Genomic DNA, 4695 nt, shown 5'->3' on the forward strand with positions numbered 1-4695 from the left:
TGGCCGTCACACCCCGGTCCGTACGCACCCGTTCCCGCACCCTCGCGGCCGCATCCGGCCTCGCAGCTCTGGCCCTCGTGCTGGGGGCCTGCGGCGAGGAGGGCGAGGCCGAGCAGGCCGTCGGCGAGGCCACCAGCGCGGTGGGGTCCGTCGCCGCCGAGGCCACGTCGGCGGTGGGTGACGCGATGAACGACGGCGGCGAGGGCGGCGAGGGCGGCGCCACGACCGGCAACGGCCCGCAGCCCGAAGGCTCCGAGGAAGGTGGGGGCGAGAGCCCGAACCCGGACGAGGAGTTCCTGAACGACATCCAACGCGTCGGCGTGGACACGCCGGACGAGCAGGACTACATCACCCGCGGCCGTGACGCCTGCGCGTCGTTCGACGAGGGCACCGGCTACATCGACGTGCTCCAGATGTACAACGACGCCCATCCCGATGCTCCCGTGATCGAGGCACCGGCAGTGGTGACGGCCGCGGTCAAGGCGTACTGCTCGCAGCACCTGCCGCTCGTCGGCGACGGAGGCGAGAACGGCGGTGGCGAGAACGGCGGAAGCGAAAACAGCGGAAGCGAAAACAGCGAAGGCGCCTAGGACCGACCCCGTCAGATCCCGGCGCGGTCGAGCGCCTCGGCGGTGAGGCGGCGGCCCAGCGCGATCAGCTCGTCCGCCCGGTGGAAGTCGAACGTCGAACACGCGTCCGAGGGGACCTCCACCAGCACATCGGGGCGGTTGCCGGCCATGCGGTAAGCCGTCACGATGCTCTCCATCGCCTCGATGGTGTGGGTGACCACGTCGAAGATCCGTAGGGACCCGGGAAGGGATTCCTCGGCATCGGCGGCGACCTCCTGCTCGCCCTCGTCGACCACCTCTTCCACCACGTCAGACGGCTGACCGGGCGCCCGGACTCCGGCCGTCCCGTCGTAGACGCCGTCGACCGCGTCGTCGGCCACGTCACCGCCGGCATCCGATGAGTCCTCGTCCTCCGGGACAGCCGGATCCTGACCGAGTCGCGCGGCGATCAGTCGCACCAGGTCGCCGTCGCGGACATCCGCTGCGGCGGTCCGGATCCGGCCTGTCAGCGTGCCCGCCGGCCTCGCCCCGGCCGCGGCACCCCTCCGGGAGATCTTCGGCTCGGCCTCGGGGGACACCTCGTCCGGATCCGAACTCTCCTGGAACGTCGACCCTCGGATCCCGGACCGACGCCCCGTCAGCGAGACCGCCAGCAGCAGGTCGCTGTTCACGGGCGCCAACGGTTCCAGCGGGACGGGGTTGGTCACGCCACCGTCGACGATCAACCGCCCTCCGACCAACGCCGGGGTGATGACGCTGGGGATGGCGAACGACGCCCGCACCGCCACGTCCGCGGGGCCGCGGGTGAACCAGACCTCCCGGCGGGCCCGCAGATCGGTGGCGACGGCGGTGAACGGGATCTCGAGATCCTCGATGCGGACGTCGTCCAACATCGCCCCGATCACCGCCATGATCCTGTTCGCCCGGATGGCGCCGCCGCCCGCGAAGGAGACGTCGAGGAGCCGCAGGACGGCGGGCTGGGTCAGGCCCCGCACCCACTTCTCGAAGTCGTCGAGCTTGCCGGCCGCGTAGAGGGCACCCACGACGGCACCCATCGACGCCCCGGAGACACCGACCACCTCGTGTCCACGTGCCTGCAGCTCACGGATCACGCCGATGTGCGTGTATCCACGCGCCCCGCCCGAGCCCAGTGCCAACGCGACCCTCACAGGCGCCCCTTTCGGTCGAGTCCGACCACGCGTCCCCCGCGTGTCCGCCCCCAGTGTGCACCCGTCCCGTCCGGGTACAGGACGTCAACTCCACGGTCCGTGTCGTAGGTGGGATCTACCGTCAGCATCGCATCGAGCACCTGTTCGACGCCGGGCACCGGGCCCGATACACCCGCACAGAGGAGATCCCATGTCCCACACCGCCATCCCGCCCCGTACCGGCTCCGCCTACGCCCCCACCATCGACCGCGACATGCTGCGGGTCGCCGCTAACGTCGAGCGCTCCGGGATGCACGTCGTCCACGTCGGCGAGGGCTGCGACTGCGGCGACTGCGCCGCCACACCACTTCCTCCGGACGACAGGTTCGGCTACACCATCGGACTGACGGATCTGGGGCACCCCGAGTTGCTCGTGCGGGGCCTGGCGGCGCGGGAGACCGCCGATCTGCTGGGCCGGTGGGGCGAGACCGTCCTGGCCGGCCAGGTCTTCGATGCCGGGCACCTGCTGTGCGAGGGCTCCGGCGGCCCGACCTGGGAACTGGTCCCCGTACGCCGGCCGTCCCGCACCCTGCGCTGGGCGGGCAGGTACTACCGCACCTCCGGAACCGGGGGCCTGGCCGCGCTGGAGTTGATCCCGGCCCGCCGGCCGTGCCCCTGCGAGGGGTGTAGCTGACGGTCCGGGCCCGGCGAGGGTCGTCGTAGGGTCTAACCATGCCCCGTCACCAGCTGCACCTGGATGCGCGTTCGCCGTCGATCATCGTCCCGATCACCGCCGGCGACCTCACGCAACTGGAGCAGCAGGCCGCGGCGTTGGCCGACGATCCCGTGGTCGATCTCGTCGAGTGGCGGGTCGACCTCTACGAGCCCGCCCCCGCCCGGTCCGGGGCGGCCGCCGCCGAGGCCGGGACGTCGACCGATCCCGGCCCGGCGGTGGCAGCGCTCGAGGCCCTGGCCGGGCTGCTTCCGGACACCCCGATCCTGGCCACGTTCCGCACCACGGCCGAGGGCGGTAGTGCCGGGATCACCGACGACGCCTACATCGCGCTGGTCGCATCTCTCGCGGCGACCGGCCTGGTGGCGGCGGTGGACGTCGAGCACAGGCACCCGCGGGCGGCACGGGCGATCGAGGCGGCCCACGCGCACGGCACCTCGGTGGTGGCGTCGAACCACGACTTCGATGCCACCCCGCCGGCCGCGGAGATCGTCGCTCGACTGGAGGCCATGGAAGCCGCCGGGGCGGACGTGGCCAAGATCGCCGTGATGCCCCGCTCGGCGGCCGACGTGGTGACGCTGATCGCGGCCACCGAGAGTCGCCACCGCGTCGCCGGTATCCCGCTGATCACCATGTCTATGGGCGCGCTCGGGGCGGTGACGCGTATCGGCGGCGGCACGTTCGGATCGGCGGCCACCTTCGCCACCGTGGGCGCGGCTTCGGCGCCGGGGCAGTTGCCGGCGGTCGGGGTGCGGGCCGCGCTCGATCTGCTGGGTTAGCCGTAGCGCCGCAGGACCTCCTTGCGGAGGCCGGAGGTGGCCACGTCCGCGATGTGCTTCTGGGCCTTCTTGAGCATCACTCCGGGAAATTTGATCTTGAGGTCCACCTCGAGGTCGAAGACCACCTCGGTGGTGCCGTCGCCCTTGTCCGTCAGCACATAACGCGCGTTCTGCACATTCTGGGTGCTGCTCTCGACGAGCGACCAGCTCACCTCGCCGTCGTACCACTCATACCGCACGACCATCTCGTCGGTCACGCCGTACTGCGCGATCTTCTCCCACACCACGATCGGCCACCCCTCGTCGTCGGCCTCGCGGATCTCGACCTCGCGGTGGGCCTCCGACCAGTCGACGAGGGATTCGACGTCGGCGAGGACCTCCATGATCTCCGGGATGCCGGCCTCGATCGTGGTCACTGACTTCACTGACACTGCCATGGTCGCCAAAGTTACCCTCGCGGCCCGCCCGTGGTGCGAGGATCGGTCCATGATCGCCGCAGCCGGTCCCGGCGGGTCGAGCGCAGACCGCAAGGTCGCGTTGCTGCGGGGGATCAACGTGGGCAGGTCGGCCAGGATCGCGATGGCGGACCTGCGGGCCTGCACCGAGGAGTCGGGCTGCACGGAGGTGAGAACCGTCCTCGCCACCGGGAACGTCGTGCTCACCGACCCACGCACCGAGGACGAACTCCGGGCGGTGCTCGAAGCCGCCTACGCCGACAGGTTCGGCTACGACGCGGTGGTGCAGGTCCTCACCCGCGATGCGGTCGAGGAGGCGGTGGCGGCGTACCCGTTCGAGTCGCTCGACGAGCACCACGACTACGTCGTGTTCTCCGATGACCCGGCGGTCACCCGGGCGGTCGCCGAGGCGATGGGCGCGGCGATCGAGCCCGGCGGCACCGAGGTCGTGACAGCGGGATCAGGGTGCGTGTACTGGCGGGTTCCCAAGGGGGCGACGCTGAACTCGGCCGCCGGCAAGGCCTCCGGCAACCTAGCGCATGACCGTCACCTGACGAGCAGGAACCTCCGGACGCTACACAAGATCCTCGCGGTGGGCTGAGACGCGTCAGGGCCCTTGGACGGACGCGCCGATCGTGTCGACGAAGGCAGCGAGGGGCCCGAAGATCGCGGGGAAGATCCCGTCCCACATGGCCTGCAGCTGGGAGAGGTCGAACGGGGGCATCGGTCACGCTCCTTCTGTGGGAGGGGTGGCGTGCGGGCTCTCCGCCTGCGCCGGGTTCCCTTCCGCAGACAGGATCCTCTGCACACGTGCTCGGACGCAACCCTTTGCCCGTGGCAGACTGCGAGCGATGTCCCACCGCCCGCCCACCGGATCCACTACCGTCGCGCTGGCCGCCGTGCTGTTGGCGGCCCTCGCGCTGGGTGGGTGCTCGTCGGACCCGCAGGAACCCGCGCCCGGGGACGCGGGCGCGACGTCCGTGTCCACCTCGGCGGCGCGGGTGCCGACGG

6 protein-coding genes are annotated in these 4695 nt (G+C 71.3%); 4 read left to right on the forward strand and 2 right to left on the reverse strand.

The genetic code is table 11. The annotated features are described in order from the left end of the window. Positions 1-590 (forward strand): DUF732 domain-containing protein (locus G6024_RS11970; RefSeq protein ID WP_159148793.1); only part of this gene is annotated, 590 nt, incomplete at its 5' end. 11 nt (positions 591-601) lie between these two features. Here G6024_RS11970 and G6024_RS11975 read toward each other — a convergent pair. Beyond that, complete coding sequence (locus tag G6024_RS11975; protein ID WP_069389924.1) at positions 602-1738, reverse strand: patatin-like phospholipase family protein; 1137 nt, start codon at positions 1736-1738, stop codon at positions 602-604. Positions 1739-1928: 190 nt separating this feature from the next. On the opposite strand from G6024_RS11975, the gene G6024_RS11980 reads away from it, so the two are divergent. Further along, positions 1929-2411: a DUF4262 domain-containing protein gene (locus G6024_RS11980; protein WP_069389923.1), complete on the forward strand. Its 483-nt coding sequence runs from the start codon at positions 1929-1931 to the stop codon at positions 2409-2411. A 38-nt stretch (positions 2412-2449) separates the two neighbouring features. Next, positions 2450-3229, forward strand: a complete 780-nt coding sequence (aroD, locus tag G6024_RS11985; RefSeq protein ID WP_069389922.1) for a type I 3-dehydroquinate dehydratase — start codon at positions 2450-2452, stop codon at positions 3227-3229. Here the strand turns inward: aroD and G6024_RS11990 are convergent. Continuing rightward, entirely contained in the window at positions 3226-3666 is a 441-nt protein-coding gene (locus G6024_RS11990) for an SRPBCC family protein (protein ID WP_069389930.1), read from the reverse strand. The two genes, aroD and G6024_RS11990, sit on opposite strands and share 4 nt — an antisense overlap. 49 nt (positions 3667-3715) lie before the next feature. Here G6024_RS11990 and G6024_RS11995 point away from each other — a divergent pair, with 49 nt between their 5' ends. Next, positions 3716-4285 carry a DUF1697 domain-containing protein gene (locus G6024_RS11995; RefSeq protein WP_069389921.1) on the forward strand — a complete coding sequence of 190 codons (570 nt, stop codon included), beginning with the start codon at positions 3716-3718 and terminating at the stop codon, positions 4283-4285. The last annotated feature ends 410 nt before the right edge of the window (positions 4286-4695 follow it).

Origin of the sequence: Dietzia maris, from assembly GCF_014144855.1 — a bacterium.
GTDB lineage: Bacteria > Actinomycetota > Actinomycetes > Mycobacteriales > Mycobacteriaceae > Dietzia > Dietzia kunjamensis.

Excerpts from the sequence above, each read along its gene's own strand:
- G6024_RS11980 (WP_069389923.1), top strand. The coding sequence starts at position 1,929 with ATGTCCCACACCGCCATCCCGCCCCGTACCGGCTCCGCCTACGCCCCC.
- aroD (WP_069389922.1), top strand. The coding sequence starts at position 2,450 with ATGCCCCGTCACCAGCTGCACCTGGATGCGCGTTCGCCGTCGATCATC.
- G6024_RS11990 (WP_069389930.1), bottom strand. The coding sequence starts at position 3,666 with ATGGCAGTGTCAGTGAAGTCAGTGACCACGATCGAGGCCGGCATCCCG.
- G6024_RS11995 (WP_069389921.1), top strand. The coding sequence starts at position 3,716 with ATGATCGCCGCAGCCGGTCCCGGCGGGTCGAGCGCAGACCGCAAGGTC.